15 protein-coding genes and 1 tRNA gene are annotated in these 15,881 nt (G+C 69.9%); 10 read left to right on the plus strand and 6 right to left on the minus strand.

Annotation, left to right across the window (positions count from 1 at the left end; genetic code table 11):
* Window positions 1–21: 21 nt before the first annotated feature.
* Window positions 22–1,035, minus strand: a complete 1,014-nt coding sequence (locus tag F4562_RS17175) for an iron-siderophore ABC transporter substrate-binding protein (protein WP_221207281.1) — start codon at window positions 1,033–1,035, stop codon at window positions 22–24.
* 265 nt (window positions 1,036–1,300) lie between these two features.
* Between F4562_RS17175 and F4562_RS17180 the strand changes: the two genes are divergently transcribed.
* Both F4562_RS17180 and F4562_RS17185 read left to right on the plus strand, forming a co-directional pair.
* Complete coding sequence (locus F4562_RS17180) at window positions 1,301–2,395, plus strand: FecCD family ABC transporter permease (protein ID WP_311734083.1); 1,095 nt, start codon at window positions 1,301–1,303, stop codon at window positions 2,393–2,395.
* Between the two features lie 2 nt (window positions 2,396–2,397).
* Window positions 2,398–3,465: a FecCD family ABC transporter permease gene (locus tag F4562_RS17185; protein WP_184543465.1), complete on the plus strand. Its 1,068-nt coding sequence runs from the start codon at window positions 2,398–2,400 to the stop codon at window positions 3,463–3,465.
* 181 nt (window positions 3,466–3,646) lie between these two features.
* On the opposite strand, the gene F4562_RS17190 is transcribed toward F4562_RS17185, so the two are convergent.
* Window positions 3,647–4,960, minus strand: coding sequence for a lysine N(6)-hydroxylase/L-ornithine N(5)-oxygenase family protein (locus F4562_RS17190; protein ID WP_184543464.1), 1,314 nt, complete (start codon window positions 4,958–4,960; stop codon window positions 3,647–3,649).
* A 169-nt stretch (window positions 4,961–5,129) separates the two neighbouring features.
* Here F4562_RS17190 and F4562_RS17195 point away from each other — a divergent pair, with 169 nt between their 5' ends.
* Both F4562_RS17195 and F4562_RS17200 read left to right on the plus strand, forming a co-directional pair.
* Window positions 5,130–6,074, plus strand: a complete 945-nt coding sequence (locus tag F4562_RS17195; protein ID WP_184543462.1) for a methionyl-tRNA formyltransferase — start codon at window positions 5,130–5,132, stop codon at window positions 6,072–6,074.
* A 2-nt stretch (window positions 6,075–6,076) separates the two neighbouring features.
* Window positions 6,077–7,330, plus strand: coding sequence for an ArgE/DapE family deacylase (locus F4562_RS17200; RefSeq protein ID WP_311734082.1), 1,254 nt, complete (start codon window positions 6,077–6,079; stop codon window positions 7,328–7,330).
* Between the two features lie 60 nt (window positions 7,331–7,390).
* On the opposite strand, the gene F4562_RS17205 is transcribed toward F4562_RS17200, so the two are convergent.
* Window positions 7,391–8,044 carry a TetR/AcrR family transcriptional regulator gene (locus F4562_RS17205; protein WP_184543460.1) on the minus strand — a complete coding sequence of 218 codons (654 nt, stop codon included), beginning with the start codon at window positions 8,042–8,044 and terminating at the stop codon, window positions 7,391–7,393.
* 175 nt (window positions 8,045–8,219) lie between these two features.
* Between F4562_RS17205 and F4562_RS17210 the strand changes: the two genes are divergently transcribed.
* The 5 genes from F4562_RS17210 to F4562_RS17230 all read left to right on the plus strand — a co-directional run bounded on the left by F4562_RS17210 (window position 8,220) and on the right by F4562_RS17230 (window position 13,299).
* Entirely contained in the window at window positions 8,220–9,236 is a 1,017-nt protein-coding gene (locus F4562_RS17210) for an aromatic ring-hydroxylating oxygenase subunit alpha (protein ID WP_184543458.1), read from the plus strand.
* 46 nt (window positions 9,237–9,282) lie between these two features.
* Entirely contained in the window at window positions 9,283–10,278 is a 996-nt protein-coding gene (locus tag F4562_RS17215) for a PDR/VanB family oxidoreductase (RefSeq protein WP_184543456.1), read from the plus strand.
* A 184-nt stretch (window positions 10,279–10,462) separates the two neighbouring features.
* Window positions 10,463–10,867, plus strand: coding sequence for a RidA family protein (locus F4562_RS17220; protein ID WP_184543454.1), 405 nt, complete (start codon window positions 10,463–10,465; stop codon window positions 10,865–10,867).
* Between the two features lie 86 nt (window positions 10,868–10,953).
* Window positions 10,954–11,520: a DJ-1/PfpI family protein gene (locus tag F4562_RS17225; protein WP_184543452.1), complete on the plus strand. Its 567-nt coding sequence runs from the start codon at window positions 10,954–10,956 to the stop codon at window positions 11,518–11,520.
* A gap of 1,161 nt (window positions 11,521–12,681) precedes the next feature.
* On the plus strand, window positions 12,682–13,299 hold the full coding sequence (locus tag F4562_RS17230; protein WP_184543450.1) for a DUF6461 domain-containing protein: 618 nt from the start codon (window positions 12,682–12,684) through the stop codon (window positions 13,297–13,299).
* A gap of 29 nt (window positions 13,300–13,328) precedes the next feature.
* Here F4562_RS17230 and F4562_RS17235 read toward each other — a convergent pair whose 3' ends face one another.
* Together F4562_RS17235 and F4562_RS17240 are read right to left on the minus strand one after the other, a co-directional pair.
* Complete coding sequence (locus F4562_RS17235) at window positions 13,329–13,763, minus strand: NUDIX hydrolase (protein WP_184543568.1); 435 nt, start codon at window positions 13,761–13,763, stop codon at window positions 13,329–13,331.
* A 388-nt stretch (window positions 13,764–14,151) separates the two neighbouring features.
* The gene (locus F4562_RS17240) at window positions 14,152–14,607 is read right to left on the minus strand and encodes a hypothetical protein (protein WP_184543448.1); all 456 of its coding nucleotides are present in this window, start codon (window positions 14,605–14,607) and stop codon (window positions 14,152–14,154) included.
* Window positions 14,608–15,176: 569 nt separating this feature from the next.
* On the opposite strand from F4562_RS17240, the gene F4562_RS34260 reads away from it, so the two are divergent.
* Window positions 15,177–15,743 carry a tyrosine-type recombinase/integrase gene (locus F4562_RS34260; protein ID WP_311734081.1) on the plus strand — a complete coding sequence of 189 codons (567 nt, stop codon included), beginning with the start codon at window positions 15,177–15,179 and terminating at the stop codon, window positions 15,741–15,743.
* A 6-nt stretch (window positions 15,744–15,749) separates the two neighbouring features.
* Here F4562_RS34260 and F4562_RS17250 read toward each other — a convergent pair.
* Window positions 15,750–15,823 (minus strand) — tRNA-Ile (locus F4562_RS17250).
* Window positions 15,824–15,881 lie beyond the last annotated feature (58 nt).

Here is a 15,881-nt window from a genome sequence, read left to right on the forward strand (position 1 = left end):
GGATGTCGTCGACCTGAGGGATCACTTCTTGAGCAGCGGCACGACCTGGTCGACGGCGTAGGGGATGCTGAGCACCGTGTTGAAGGACAGCGCCGCGCCGATGGGCGGGTCCTGGTAGGTCAGGAAGAGGTCCCGGCCCTCCTTGGCGACCTTCAGTTCCTTGTAGACCTTGTCGTTCTTGATGCGCTCCCAGGGCTCCTTGCCGGTGGTGAGCCACACCAGCCGGTCGACCTCCAGGATGTTCAGGCCCTCGGAGCCGAATTCCGCGACGTTGGACGTGCCCGCCTGCTTGGTGATCTCCTCGGGGATGGTGAAGCCCAGTTCGGCCAGGAAGGCCGACTTGGGGTCACCCTTCTGGAAGGCCGAGTACTGGCCGGGCTTGAAGCTGTCGGCGGCGACCGCCGTCTTGCCGGCCCACTGCGGGTTCTCCTTGCGGACCTGGGCGAACTTCTCGCCGATCCCGGTGATGAGCTGCTCGGCCTTGGCCTCCTCGCCGAGCGCGCGACCGGCCAGCCGGGTGATGTCCTGCCACGGGGCGGCGTAGGGGTCGTATCCCTTGGGCTGGGCGACCACCGGAGCGATCTTCGAGAGCTGGTCGTAGTGCTCCTGCTGGATGCCCGAGTACATGGCGAAGATCAGGTCGGGCTTGAGCGTGACCAGCTTCTCGAACTTGACGCCGTCCTCGCGCAGGCCGAGAACAGTGGGCTCGGCGCCTCCCCACGCCTGCTTCGCCCACGGCCAGTCGGTGAACGGGCTGCGCTGGAACCAGTCGACCACGCCGACCGGCTTGTGGCCGAGCGCCAGCACCGGCTCGTGGTCGCTCAGGCCGATCGTGACGATCCGCTCCGGCTTCTTCTTGATCTCCGTCGTGCCGTACAGGTGCTCGACCCGGACCGGGAAGGCACCCCCGGAGCCGGGGGCCGCCGTACCCGTGCCCGCACTCGGCGAGGCCGCGGCGGCCCGTTCGCCGGGCTCACCCGCACCGCCGCAGGCGGCGGCCACCGCGGTCAGAGCCAGCACGGTGAGAGCCGTCATCAGGCTTCTGGCAAGGCGGGCACCCATGAAGGACGTGGGGGGATGGGCCATCGTTTCCTCTTCGAGCTGGGGTCGGCGTGCGGGACCGTTCTCGCGGGGTTCTGACGGCCCACTGGGGCCACCTGCCGGAAGGCGCGCCGCACCGGCGAACAACATCAACAAAGTGATACTAAGGTTAGGCTTACCTATATTCAATGCCTGATCATGACTTGCATACTGATCACCACTGAGGTATGCCTTACCTAAAACCGCAGAGGGGATCTTCGTGACACCCCACGCACCATCGCCTCCGCACGGGGCGTCACCGACGGACGGCCCCCACGAGGCGGTGGCGGCCGGCACGCCGGTGACGCGACCGGCCCGGAGGGTACGGCTGATCATCACGGCGACCGGCGTCCTGGCCGGGCTGTGCCTGCTCTCACTGGCGGTGGGGAGCCGGGCCATCCCCCTCGACCAGGTGACGCGCTCCCTCCTGGATCCGGACCACTCCGGGCTCGACGCCGAGGTCGTGGCCATCGTCAGGGGCACCCGGCTGATCCGCACCCTGGTCGCCGTGCTCGCTGGAGCGGCGCTGGGTCTGGCCGGCGCCGTCATGCAGGGACTGACCCGCAACCCGCTGGCCGACCCCGGCCTGCTGGGGGTCAGCGCGGGGGCGGCCTTCGGCACCGTCACGGCCACCGGCGTGCTCGGTGTCGCCACGCTGACGGCCTCCGTCTGGTTCGCCCTCGCGGGTGCCGCGATCGCCTCCTGTGCGGTCTACCTGCTGGGCAGCCGGGGCACCGGCGGCGCCTCCCCGGTCAAGCTGGCCCTCGCCGGAGTCGCCGTCACCTACCTGCTGGACTCGCTGACCAGCGGTGTCGCACTGACCGACCCCGAGGCGCTGGACCGCTACCGCTACTGGTCGTCGGGCTCGCTGACCGGGCACGACGGCGACACGCTGCTGGGCGTCGCGCCGTTCCTCGCCGCCGGCGCGCTTGTCGCACTGAGCACCGCGCCGGCGCTCAACAGCCTCTCCCTCGGCGACGACGTCGCCGTCGCGCTGGGACACCGGCTGGGCCTGATCCGCCTGGGCACCGCGCTGGCGGTCACGCTGCTGACCGGCGCGACGGTGGCGGTCACCGGGCCGATCGTGTTCGTCGGCCTGGTGGTGCCCCACCTCGTCCGGATGATCACCGGCCCCGACCACCGCTGGCTGCTGCCGGGTGCGATGCTCGTCGCCCCGTGCCTGCTGCTGGCGGCCGACATCATCGGGCGTGTCGTGGCACGCCCTCAGGAGATCGACGTGAGCCTGGTCGCCGCGTTCCTCGGAGCGCCGTTCTTCATCGCCCTGGTCCGCCGCCGACGGCTCGCGGAGCTGTAGGAATGCCCGGTCTCGAACTGGTCCGTTCCCCCGGCCGCGTCGTCTTCCGCGTGACCCGGCCCCGCATCTCCGGGGTCCTGCGTCCACGGCTCCTGCTGACCTGGCTGGTCCTGGCGGTCGCCGCCGCCGGGGTCTTCGGCCTGACGGTCGGCGCCGGCAGCGGCGACTACACCGTCCCGCCCGGCGGGATCGTGCCCGCGCTGCGCGGCACGGGCGCCCCGGCCGACGTGTTCGTGGTCCGGGAACTGCGGCTGCCGCGGGCGGCGGTGGCCCTGCTCGGCGGTGCCGCGCTCGGCATGTCCGGTGCGATCTTCCAGGCCGTCACCCGTAACCCGCTCGCCAGCCCCGACATGCTCGGCATCACCCAGGGGGCCGGCGCCGCCGTGGCCGCCGGGGTCGTCCTCGGCGCCGGAACCGGCCTGGGCACGCAGACGCTGGGCCTGGCGGGCGCCGTCGGCGCCGGTCTGCTGATCTACCTGCTGGCCTGGAACCGGGGCACCACGGGCTACCGGATCGTCCTGGTGGGCATCGGGATCAGCTGGATGTGCGTCAGCGTCACGACCTACCTGCTGAGCCGGGCCGAGCCGTACCAGGCGCAGAAGATGCTGGGCTGGCTCGTGGGCAACCTCAACGACCGGGGCTGGGCCCACGCGCAGCCGCTGGCCCTGGCCCTGGTGGTGCTGGTGCCGCCGGTGCTGCTGCTCGGCCGGTTGCAGCGAGCACTGCACCTGGGTGACGAGGTGGCCACAGGGCTGGGCACCCCGGTGCAGCGTGTCCGCATGGCCCTGCTGTTGTGCGGGGCCGCCCTCGCCGCGTTCGCCACCGCCGCGGCCGGGCCGGTCCTGTTCGTCGCGCTGGCCGCGCCGCAGATCGCCCGGCGGCTGGCCCGCTCCCCGGCTCCGCCGGTCGTCTCCGCCGCCCTCACCGGTTCGGTGATCGTGCTGGTGAGCGACCTGATCGGCCAGCGGCTCCTGGCCGACATGGTCCTGCCGGTCGGCGTGGTGACCGGAGTGCTCGGCGCGCCTTTCCTGCTCTGGCAGCTCGCCCGCACCGGCCGGCCCGGTGCCTGAGGTCCGAAGGCCGGCTCCGGGGGATCACGGACCCCGGCCGCCGGTGCCCGGCGAGCACAGGGCGATGCCCGGGGTCCGCGAGCCCCGGAGCGTGCCGTCCCGGACCCGTGAGGTCCGGAGGCCGGACGCCCCGGAGCGCGCTCGCGCGTCCGGGGCGCCGGGAGGTCCCAGCCGGGAGGTATCAGTGCTGGAGCGCGTAGGGGGAGCGGTCGTTCTCCCGCCGCCCGGCGATCGAGCGGACGATCTCCCCGACCCGGACGGCGGTGTTGGACAGCAGGGTCGAGGTGATGCCGTGGGTGTGCTCGGTGGCACCCTGCACGTAGATGCCGCAGCGCACCTCGTCCGTGGTGGCGACCCGGTAGTCACGCTCGACGCGCAGCCCGCCCCCGGGCAGGCGCAGGCAGTGCTCCCCCGCCTCGCCGAGCAGGGTCAGGGGGTCGCCGGACCGGTATCCGGTGGCGTAGACGAGGAGGTCGGCGTCCAGCACGGTGCGCTCCCCGGTCGGCAGGAACTCCACCGTGGCCCGCAGACCGGCCTCCCCCTCCGTCACGTCCACGAGCCGGGAGGCGTTGAAGATGCGCAGCCGCTCGACGCCGCGGACCTTCTCCTGGTAGTGGCGCCGGTAGAGCTCGTCGATGAGGTCGAGGTCGACCACCGAGTAGTTGGTCGAGGCGTGGTAGCGCCGCAGCGTCTCCTTGACGTCCTCGGGTGCGGCGTAGAAGTGGTCGACCGCCGCAGGGTCGAAGATGCGGTTGGCGAAGGAGCTGTCGTCGGCGGGGGTGTAGCCGTACTTGGTGAAGACGGCGCACACCTCCGCCTCGGGGAAGGAGCCGTGCAGGTAGTCGGTCGCCTCGGCCGCGCTCTGCCCGGCCCCGACCACGATCATCCGTCGCGGGTCGCGCAGCGTGGGCACCCGGGTGAGCAGTTCCTCGGTGTGCCAGACGCGCTCGCCGCTCACCACCCCCTCGGGCAGGACCGGCTCCAGGCCGGTGGCGATCACCAGGTTGCGGGTCCGCCGGGTCGTCAGCTCGTCGCCGTCGCCGCCCTGCCGGACCACCACGTCGAAGTACTCGACCGTCCCGTCGACGGTGACCGGGGTGACCGCGACGACCTCCGACCCGTACTCCACCTGGTCACAGAAGCGGGCGGCGGCCCACTCCAGGTAGTCGTGGAACTCCATCCGCGAGGGGAACATCGTCTTGTGGTTGATGAAGTCGATCAACCGGTCCCTGTCGCGCAGGTAGCTCAGGAAGCTGAACTCGCTCGTCGGGTTGCGCATGGTGACCAGGTCCTTCAGGAACGACACCTGCATGGTCGCCTCCTGCAGGAGCATTCCCCGGTGCCATCCGAAGGCCGCCTGCTTCTCGAAGAACACCGCGTCGATCGCGTCGCCCGTCTGTGTGCCGTGCTCCCGCAGCGCGATCGCCAGCGCGAGGTTGGACGGTCCGAAACCGATGCCGACAAGGTCGTGGACGTGCTTCTCCGAAGGAGACATGTGGCGCCTTTCCGGGAGCTGACTCAGGGGGTGGGCGGAAGCCGTATGACATGTCCCGGATGACCGGAAACGTGCGTTCGACGGCTTCCAATGATCCAATATTTGGATTAGGTTAGCCTCACCTAATAAAAAGCCTAACCCGCCTTGATCCTTCTGACAAGGAGACCCCATGCGGATCGCGATGTTCGGCTACCAGACCTGGGGGCACCGCACACTTCAGGCGCTCCTGGACTCCGAGCACGAGGTCGTCCTCGTGGTGACGCACCCCAAGAGCGATCACGCCTACGAGAAGATCTGGGACGACTCGGTGGCCGAACTGGCGCAGGAGCACGGCGTCCCGGTGCTGCTGTGCAACCGGCCCGACGACGAGCTGACACTCCGGCTCAAGGAGGCGGCTCCGGACCTCATCGTCGCCAACAACTGGCGGACCTGGATCCCGCCGGAGGTCTTCTCCCTCCCCCGCTGCGGCACCCTCAACGTGCACGACTCGCTGCTGCCCGCCTACGCGGGGTTCTCCCCGCTGATCTGGGCGCTGATCAACGGGGAGAAGGAGGTCGGGGTCACCGCGCACATGATGGACGAGGAACTGGACGCCGGTGACATCGTGCTGCAACGCGCCGTCCCCGTCGGGCCCGCGGACACGGCCACCGACCTGTTCCACCGCACCGTCGACCTCATCGGCCCCGTCGTCCGGGAGGCGCTCGCGCTCATCGCCTCCGGGCGGACCGACTGGACCCCGCAGGACCGGTCGAAGGCGAGCTTCTTCCACAAGCGGTCCGTCGAGGACGGCAACATCGACTGGACCTGGCCCGCCGAGGACATCGAGCGCCTGGTCCGGGCACAGTCGGATCCGTACCCGAACGCCTTCACCCACTACCGCGGCGAGCGCGTCCGCGTGCTGAAGGCGTCGGTCTCCAAGGGCGTCTACGGCGGCACCCCCGGCCGCGTCTTCATCCGCGAGGGCGACGGCGTGGTCATCGTCGCGGGCGCCGACGCCCGGCGCGGACGCAGCCACGGGCTGGTCGTCGAGCGCGTCCGCACCGAGGACGGCACCGACCTGCCCGCCACTGAGTTCTTCCGCACCATGGGCGGGTACCTCACCCGGACGGCCTGACCGTGCGGGCCACCGAGGTGATCGCCGCGCTCGGGGACGAGGCGGCCGCCATGACGAGGCTGCTCGCCGAGCTGGTCCGCGTCCCGAGCACCGGCGGATCCCCCGCCGAGGGCGAGATCCAGCACCGGCTGGCGGAGTGGATGCGCGCCGAGGGCCTGGAGGTCGACCTCTGGCCCGTCCAGGTGGACGCGCTGAGCGCCGAGCCCGGCTTCCCGGGCATGGAGGTGCCGCGGCCCCAAGCGTGGGGGCTGGTGGGACGGTTGCCCGGCACCGGCGGCGGCCGTTCGCTGATGTTCAACGGGCACGTCGACGTGGTGCCGCCCGGCGACCTCACCGCCTGGAGCGTCGAGCCGTACGGCGGCGTGGTCACCGACGGCCTGCTGTACGGCCGCGGCGCCTGCGACATGAAGGGCGGCCTCGTCGCGGCGCTGTTCGCCGTACGCGCCATGCGCCGGGCACGACTCCGCGGTGACGTGCTCGTCGCCTGCGTCCCCGGCGAGGAGGACGGCGGGATGGGCTCCTACGCCCTGCTGCGACGCGGATGGCGGGCCGACGCCTGCGTGATCCCGGAACCCACCGGCCTGGACGTGGTGCCGGCCAACGCCGGCGCGCTGACGTTCCGGCTGAGGATCACCGGGCGTGCCGCGCACGCCGCCCGCCGCGACGCCGGGGTCAGCGCGGTGGAGAAGTTCTGGCCGGTCTTCGCGGCGCTCCGCGAGCTCGAAGCCCGACGCAACACCACCGTGGACCCGCTGATGCGGCGCTGGAACCTCCCGTACGCGATCGAGATCGGCACCGTGCACGCCGGAGACTGGTCCTCTTCGGTCCCCGGCGAGCTGGTGGCCGAGGGACGGCTCGGGGTCGCGCTCGACGAGTCGCCGCGGGATGCCCGCGCCGCCCTGGAGGAGGCGGTCGGGCAGGCGTGCGCCGGCGACGACTGGCTCATCGGCCACCCCGCCGAGGTCGAGTGGTGGGGCGGCCAGTACGCCGCGGGCCGCCTGCCCCCGGACGACGGCGGCCTGCTGGAACGGCTGACCGGTGCCCACACCCTGGTGACCGGTGCCCCGCCCGGCACCTGGGGTGCCCCGTACGGCAGCGACCTGCGGCTGATGTCCGGGCTCGGGGGCGTCCCGACCGTGCAGTACGGACCGGGCGACATCGGCCGCGCACACGGCCCCGACGAGTTCGTGCCCGTCGCGGAGGTCGTGACGGCCGCCCGGACCCTGGCCGCGCTCGCCCTGGCCCACTGCGCGTGAGGTCACGACGGCCGGACACCGCGGACCCGCCCGCCTGACGCCGTCAGGCGGGCCACCCGATCACCCGGTCGTGACCTGGTCGACCGCCGCCCGGACCCGCGCGGCGAACTCGGGCTCGAAGTGCGGCGTGAGCAACAGCATCGAGTGGAGCACGCCCTCACGCGCGTCCATCTCGCGCAACTGCGCGTTTCCGCGGAACGCGACGGCGAAGCTCGTCCAGTTCCAGATGATGATGAAGATGTTCTCCGCCAGGCGCCGCCGGTCATCGGAGGGCAGGTCCGTCATCGAGCCCTGCTCGATCAGGGCGTCGATCGCGGCGGTGGTCCAGTCGATGATCCATTCGGTCAGGGCCCGCAGCCGGGAGGCGAGCAGCTCGTCCCGTCCGGCGATCTCCACGATGTTGGCGAAGAAGAAGCGGTACCGCCAGACCGTGCCCAGGCCGTGCAGGAAGACCTCGGCCCACTGCTGAGGGCTCACCGGCGTCGGCAGAGGGCCCATGACCTCGCGGGCCGCGACGTCGATCCGCTCGAACAGGGAGCGGATGATGTGCTCCTTGCTTCGGAAGTGGTAGTAGAGGTTCCCCGGGCTCATGCTCAGGTGGTCCGCGATGTGGTTGGTCGTCACCGCCTGGACGCCCCTGCTGTTGAACAGCTCCAGGCTCCCGTCGAGGATCCGGTCCTTCGTGCCCGCCATGTCGCCCCGACCTCCGCTCATCCGGCTCTCATCCTGCGGCCCCGTGCCGTGGGAGGAGTGCGCTCACCATCGTTGACACCACCATTCCTAGAGTTAATACTCTAGAAAGCAGTTAGAGCATTAACTCTAACCCTCCTGCCGGGAGCCGTTCTCCCGGGCATCCGCAACCGCTGATCACGCGGGGTAGGGAGCTCTCATGTCCGCAACCTCTTTCGAGCAGTCCGCACCTCCGGCGCGCCGGCGTGTCCTGGCACCGCCGATCCCGCCCGAGGGAGAAGGCGGATTCTCCCAGTCGTGGTTCCCCATCTGCCTGTCCTCCGACGTGCCCGACGGGAAGGTCGTGGGCCGCGACTTCCTCGACGGCCGGGTCGTCGTGTACCGGGGACCCGACGGGTCGGCCAGGGTGCTGACCGCCTACTGCCCCCACCTCGGGGCCGATCTCTCCGTGGGCGACGTCCACGAGGGACAGCTCCGCTGCGCGTTCCACCACTGGCGCTTCGACGTCTCCGGCGCCTGCGTGGGCACCGGCTGCGGAGACCCGGCCCCGCCGCGGGCACAACTCTTCGCCTTCCCCGTTCAGGAACGGTACGGACTGGTGTGGGCCTTCAACGGCGACACCCCCACCTTCGACCTCCCCGACTTCCCGTTCCCCGACGGCGACCTCGCCCTCAGGACCCTGGAACTGGACGAGGTCTTCCCCGTCGACCCGTGGGTCTTCTGCGCGAACACGCCGGACGTTCAGCACATCAAGGCGCTGCACGGCATCACCTTCGACCACGGAGACCCCGACCCCGACCAGTTCACCTGGACCGACCACTCGTTCCGGTACGGCTTCGAAGGGCGGCTGCCCTCCGGTGACCTCATCTCCTACGAGATCGGCATCACCGGCACCAACATCTTCTACCAGTCGGGCTCGGTCAACGGCCGGTGGTTCGGGTTCATCATGCCCTTCGGCATCCCCAAGCCCGGCACCATCTCCTCGTACATGGTGCTGGCGGCCCGCGAGGAGGACGCCCGGGACGGCGACACGGAGGCGTTCCTCGACTCCGTACAGGCCCTGGAGGAGAGCATCGTCGCCGACGACCGCCCAGTGCTCAACACCATCCACTTCCGGCCCGGCACCACGACCCGCAGCGACAAGGCGCTCAACAGGTTCCTGCAGTACGTCCGCGACTTCCCCCGGACGCACCCGTCCAGCGACTTCATCAACTGACCCCGTCAACCGGCCTTCGCCCCCGGCCTCGACCCGGAGGAACACGATGATCGAACTGCGTGTCCGGCAACTGCGGTGGGAAGCCGACGACGTCGTCTCCGTCACCCTGGCCGCCCCCTGCGGCACACAGTTGCCCTCGTGGGAGCCGGGCGCCCACGTGGACCTGCGCACGCCCGCCGGGGTCCGCCAGTACTCGCTCTGCGGAGACCCGCGCCGCCACGACGAGTGGCGCGTGGCGGTGTACCGGGAACCCGGCGGGCGAGGAGGATCGCAGTGGGTCCACGACACGCTCCGGGTCGGCGACCTCGTCGCCGCCGGGACGCCGCGGAACGCCTTCCCCCTCGTCCCGGCGGCACGCTACCTGTTCGTCGGCGGAGGGATCGGCGTCACCCCGTTGCGTCCCATGATCGACCAGGCCGAACGGTCCGGCGTGCCGTGGACCCTCGTCTACGGCGGCCGCCGCAGGTCGTCCATGGCCTTCCTGGACGAACTCGGCGAGTACGGCGACCGGGTCAGGATCCGCCCGGAGGACGAGTACGGCCGACTCGACCCGGCGGCCGAACTGGACGGCATGGCCGCCGAACTGGACCGCGTGGCGACCGGCCCGGGCGGCGCGGTGACCGGGCGGGACGGCCCGGCGAGGGGAACGGCCGTGTACTGCTGCGGACCTCCCGGGCTCATCGCCGCCGTCGAACAACACTGCCGGACCTGGCCGACGGGAACGTTCCACGCGGAACGCTTCACCCCGGCGGCGCTGACGGACCCGGCCCCCGACACCGCGTTCGACGTCGAGCTCGCCCGATCCGGGGTGACGCTGCACGTGCCGGCGGGGACGTCGATCCTCGACGCCGTCGAGCGCGCCGGACTGGCGGACGTCGGCAGCTGCTACCAGGGAACATGCGGCTCCTGCGAGACGAAGGTGCTCGCGGGCCGGCCCGACCACCGCGACTCCGTGCTCTCGGCCGCCGAACGCGCCTCCGGGACCAGCATGATGCTCTGCGTCTCCCGCTGCGCGTCGTCCCGACTGGTGCTCGACCTCTGACCGGCCAGCCCTTTGGCGCCTCTCCGAACGGCAACCCCCGACCACGTCACAGCACCCTGACCCATTTCCACGTGCGCGTCCCGCCCGCTCCCCGCGCGTCCCGATCACCCCCTTCCCGCGCACGGACCGCGAACGACCACGCGTTCATCCGCCCACACCACGACAGACCGGCCAAGGAACACACATGACCAGTCACCTGCCCGCTCCCGGCTACCTCGGCACATCGGTGTTCGACACCTTCGCCTTCACCCAGACCGTGATCACCGGCGACACGATCTACCTGTCCGGAATGACCCCTCTACGCGGCGAGGCCGACGCGCTGGAACTCGTATGCCCCGGTGACCTGCGCGGTCAGACGGAGTTCGAGCTGGACGTCCTCAAGCACTCCCTCGAAGAGGTCGGTGCCCGGCTGACCGACGTGGTGGCGGTGACGGTCCACACCACCGACATCGACGGGCTCGCCGGACATGCCGACCTGTTCCGCGCCTACTTCGGCGCGTCCGCCCCGACGGCGACCTGGGTGCAGGTGCAACGACTGCTGCACCCCGGCCAACTGGTGGAGATCACCGCGACCGCCGTCAGGCGGTAGGCCTCCCGACCGCCGTCGGGCGGCGAATCCACGGTCGAACCCCCGTCCCCCTCCCCAAGCCCACCACACCCCACAGGAGAGAACCCATGGCACGCGTACTCATCATCGCCGGCGACGCCTCCGAGGCGCTGGAAACCGTCTACCCGCACCAGCGGCTGCTGGAGGAGGGGTACGAGGTCCACCTCGCCGCCCCCTCCAAGAAGAAGATCCAGTTGGTCGTGCACGACTTCGTGGAGGGCTTCGACACCTACACCGAGAAGCCCGGATATCTGTGGGATGCCGACATCGCCTTCTCCGACGTGCGGCCCGAGGACTACGTCGCCTTGGTCATCCCCGGCGGGCGGTCCCCGGAGTACCTCCGCTACGACACGCACGTGCGGCGCATCGTCGACCACTTCGTCACCGAGGGGAAGCTGATCGCGGTCCAGTGCCACGGCCCGCTGATCCTCGCGGCCACCGGAGCCCTCAAGGGCCGCCGCACCGCCGGATGGCCCACCATCGCCGCCGATCTGGAAGCGGCCGGCGCCCACTACTCCGACGACGAGGTGGTGATCGACGACAACCTCGTCTCCGGCCTGGCGTGGCCCGCCCACCCCGCGTGGATGCGCAAGGTCGTCACCCTTCTCCGCGAGCAGGCACCGCTGACCACGTGACCTCGGTGGCGACTCCAAGCGGATCGTTCGGGCCGGATGGTCCTCGGGCGGGAAGACCGCGGCAGGAATCGGCATCGTGATGACGGAGTATGAGCCCACGCAGGGGCGGTGCAGGGGCACCCAGGCCAGGCACGCGGTCGGAGCGAGGCAGGCTCCACCGCTGACGTCCTCGCTGACGCGGTCCTGGCTGTGGGAAACGGGCAACTCCAGAACCCGCACGGAATACGGCTGTTCACCACTCGAAGAATCGCGCGACGGCCATCACCACCTCACGACGCCGCCTGCGACCAGATCGAACCCGTGCCCCGCTCCCGTGGACGCCAACGTGGTCCGTGCGACCCGCAGGAGAGCTGCGCATCGGCGACGGCCTGCTGTTCCGGCGCGACGCGGGCACCCCGTCCGCGGTGGCACCGGTGCACGGTGAGGAATGGCGACGACAGCCGCACCACGTCACAGGCCCGGTAAGGGACACACGTCGCCGACCCGCGTCCCTTACCGGGCGGACGCATGTTCCCATCGCCGCCTGCTGCGTGTTCACGACGGCCGAATCACTGTCGATCACCCTGTCCGGTGACACCCTGGTGGTGATGGACCCGCGGCATTCCCGCGCGGGGTGGTCCGGCGTCGCTTCTGAAGCCGCTGCGGCGATGCGGCCATCCGGGTGATCCTCAAGAGGACCGACCTGGACCCTGCCGAGTGGACGTCCCTTGGGATGCGGCACAGCTTCGTCTCACTGCTGTCGGACTCCGGTGTCGCGCCGGAGAACATCTCCCGCCTGGTCGGTCACGAGGGGACCGTGGTGACGAGGTCCAGCGCGCCCTTTCTGGAAGGGGCCGAAGCGATGGATCCGATCTTCCCCGGCGAGGCCAAGAGGGCACAGTCACCCAGAGGATCAAAAAGGCCACTTCCCACTACGGGAAATGGCCTGTGAACTGGGCGGGCTAAGAGGACTTGAACCTGAGACCTCTTCCTTGTCAAGGAAGGCGGGAGGGGGCGGGGTCATGGGTTATAACCGCTCCCACCTGCGTATACGTTCCACGGTGGCCCACCGTCGTCCGGCCTTGTCCAGGGCGGTTGTCACTCAGTTCGTCACTCATCGAGCATGATCGATTTGTCGGAGAGGACTGCCATGATGCCCCCCAACCGATCAAGGGAGTCACAGTGCCAGACATCCTCAAGAGCTTCGGCTGGCTCTCCAGGAGTGACGGCCGGTTGGGCGACATCTACGGGGTGTCGTTCATCCGGGACCTCTCACCCCGGGAAGTGCTCACCCGTCTGGGCGTGAACCCGGACACGATTGAGGAGATGACCTTCGACGAGCTGGACGAGTACGTAGACGAGTGCCTGGCGGTACCCGGCGGCGAAGCGGAGCACGTCGGCGCCGTAAAAGTAGACGGCTGGACCATACTCGTCGAGCCTTCCGGCTGGAGAGTAGCCGCCGAACCCGGTGTGCTGGAGCGTGTCTCACGAGGGACCGAAGTCGTCTCGGTCAACCGGCACGACTACGCCTCGGACCGCTTCATTCATGCGATCGACGGCGATGTGATCACGCGCTTCGATCCCTTGGTGCCGCATCTCCGCTCAGGTACCGATCCCGATCGGTGGGCCGACCAGATGCGTGACGTCGGGCTCGGCAGACGTACGTTCGAAGATCCCATACCTGGTGATCACATCGCAGGCGCGTTCGCTCTGGCGAGCATCATCACCGGCGTCAACTTCTCCAGGAACGTGCTGGACATGACGTTTCTGGGTGCCGCGATCGACAGTGATCGACCGTGATTACGGGAACGGCTCTCAGGCTGTTTGCCTCACCCGACGTAAGGTGCCGACACCCCTCGGAGAAAATGATCGATCCGAAGGCGTTGCGTGTCGTGCATCGGCAGTGACTTGATCTCCTTCCGGTCGACCCAGCGGACGTCGGTCGACTCGTCGCTGACCGCGAGTGATCCGCCGACGAGCCGGGCGGTGAGGCAGACGTTGAACTGGCGGCGGACCTCTCCGTCGCTGTAGGCGATGATGTGCCGGGCGTCGGTGTAGAGACCGACCAGGCCGGTCACCGCGACGTCATAGCCGGTCTCCTCCCTCACCTCCCGTACGGCGGCCTGCGGCACCGACTCGGTGAGGTCCATCCTGTCGCCGGACAGCGCCCACAGCCCGTTGTCGACCCGCCGTTGCAGCAGGATGCGGCCCCGGTCGTCGACAACCACGGCGGACACCCCCACAACCAGGCCGGGTGGGGCCAGCTCAAGCCGTCATAACCAGAGCACCGGAAGCGGGGCGGCAGCCCTGTCCTTCCCGCTGATCAGGCATGCCTGGTGAACCCACGGAGCGCAGGGCCAATGCGGGGCATCCCGAAGGGACCGCGTAGCGGTTGGGGCCGGTGGCGGAGCGGCGGCAGCGCGTCCCCGGGGCGGTGGGTTCGTCCGGTGCGGCGGGGGCTCGGTGCGGCGGGCTTACGCCCGGCTGGCGCGGGCCAGGACCGGCCCCCAGGCCGCATGCCCAGCCCCCAGGCCGCATGCCCGGCCCGCTGGCCGTGCCGGGACGGCGGGGCATGTCCCGCCGTGCGGCGGCGCGGAGCGCTGCCGCCTTGATAACCCATAAGAACAATTCGGCAGTGATCGCGGTACGACATCAGCAGAAATCGAAAGAGCTGGCCGACCCGCGCGGCCGGCCGGTCTCGGGGTCCAGGACGAGCACCCGGTCATTCAGGCGCGGGCGCGCGGGATCGGTCCAGGTCACTTCGGGGATGTCGGCCCAACGCCGCCCGCTGCACCCCACGTCCCACTCACGTGTCAGCAACCCGGCGTCCTTGCGGACCACGAGGATCCACTCTGAGAACCAGTCCCAGTTCTCGTACTCGACCCGCATGGTCAGGCCTGTGCCGGCCGGGCCGGGGATCACCCCATCGGTGCCGCGAGAAGACAGGAGAGCACCCGCTGACACAGCCACCCACACCATCGCGAGTACGGCGGTGAGCCCGCACCCTCTGCCGAAACGGAGCCGCCAGGCCCTGGCGATCAGGAGTGCCGCCACCCCGGTCAGCACGACCGGCTGATCGAGGAACACGTAGTTCCAAGCGGCACCCACCAGAGCGACTGCAACGGCTAGAACCCCCAGGAGGAAAAAGACACCGGCGGACTCCACCTGTGAATTCGAACTCATGGCGGCACGTTACGGGCCTGGACTTGCGACCCACTGGGAAGCGTATGACTGAGCGTTAACAGGTCGAACCAGGGATTCGGGGCCGTAGCTGCGCACCAGGGCATGTCACTGCGACGTGGTTGAGGAACCTGCGGACAACGGCCTCGGTCCAGCGGAGGACTGAGCCCGCGGTTCTTTCGGCAACCGCGTCGACCAGCTCGGCGCCGCGAAGTACTGGCAACGGCGTCGGCCTGCTCCTGGTCCTCGTCGATGAACGGCTCTGTTCTTTCGGCAACCGCCCGCCCGGTTCGTGGCGTCGCGGGCCGGGACCGGCCGGAGAGCCGCAGCCCGGCCCGCGAACGCCAGCGGCCCGCCACCGGCAGGCCGCCTTGAAAGTCGCTGACGCTCGACCAGGCGGCGTCGGTGCTCAAGGCGGCCGAGGGGGCGAACCTGTGCGCCTACGTCGTGGTGTCGCTGCTCATCGGGGCCAGGACCGAGGAGTTACGGGCGCTCACGTGGTCACACGTCGACTTGGCCGGCCGGACGCCGATCCCCCGCTCCCACCGTCGATCATGGTGTGGCGTTCGGTGCGGGTCGGGGGAGACACCAAGACGGAGAAGTCCCGGCGGACGCTCGCTCTCCCCAGGCTGTGTGTGGACGCCCTGCGTGGGCACCGGGAGCGGCAGGCGCTTACCCGGAAGAAGGCGGGGGACCTGTGGCAGGAGAACGACCTCGTCTTCGCCGGCAGGCAAGGAACCGAGCTGGACGCGGCCGACGTCCGCCGGGCCTTCCGGGTGATCCTCAAGAGGACCGACCTGGACCCTGACGAGTGGACGCCCCGTGAGATGCGGCACAGCTTCGTCTCACTGCTGTCGGACTCCGGCGTCGCGCCGGAGAACATCTCCTGCCTGGTCGGCCGCAAGGGGACCGTGGTGACCGAGCAGGTCTACCGGAAGCAGCTCCGCTCCGTACTGCCCGAAGGAGCCGGGACAATGAATCCGATCTCCCCGAACGAGAGCGCGGAAGCACAGTCACCCAGAAGATCGAAAAGGCCACTTCCTCTAACAGGAAATGGCCTCTGAACTGGGTGGGGCTAAGAGGACTTGAACCTCTGACCTCTTCCTTATCAGGGAAGCGCTCTAACCGACTGAGCTATAGCCCCTCAGCACGCACGAACGGCTTCGTCCCCGCCTTCCGGAGGCGAACCCGTTCGCTCGAAC

The organism is Streptosporangium becharense (assembly GCF_014204985.1).
Taxonomy (GTDB): domain Bacteria; phylum Actinomycetota; class Actinomycetes; order Streptosporangiales; family Streptosporangiaceae; genus Streptosporangium; species Streptosporangium becharense.